We start from the raw sequence: 220 nt of genomic DNA, 5'->3' as shown, positions 1-220 counted from the left end.
TGTGTTGTTGCTGTAACTTAGAGTGTAGTCCGTGTTGATTGTGAGTGGGCGACCGCCGTCCACCACGTTAGGTAGCGGTTTGATTTCTTTGCCGGTGTACTTTTGAGCGGCGATGCTTGCCACCGTCACCGTTGAAGCGGTAATGCTCTTCGGGATGATGGTGAAGACTTTATTTGCAATGCTGATAGCGTAGTTGCCGCCGGCAGTCAGTGAGCCTTGA

The 220-nt window shown here is 51.8% G+C and carries 1 protein-coding gene; it reads right to left on the bottom strand.

The genetic code is table 11. From position 1 onward, the window contains the following. Positions 1–220, bottom strand: a 220-nt coding sequence (locus ASC50_RS08830; protein WP_226995425.1) for a hypothetical protein, incomplete at both ends; no start/stop codon positions are given.

The sequence above is a fragment of the Candidatus Symbiothrix dinenymphae genome, from assembly GCF_001431085.1.
This window is presented reverse-complemented; position numbering and strand designations above follow the sequence as displayed.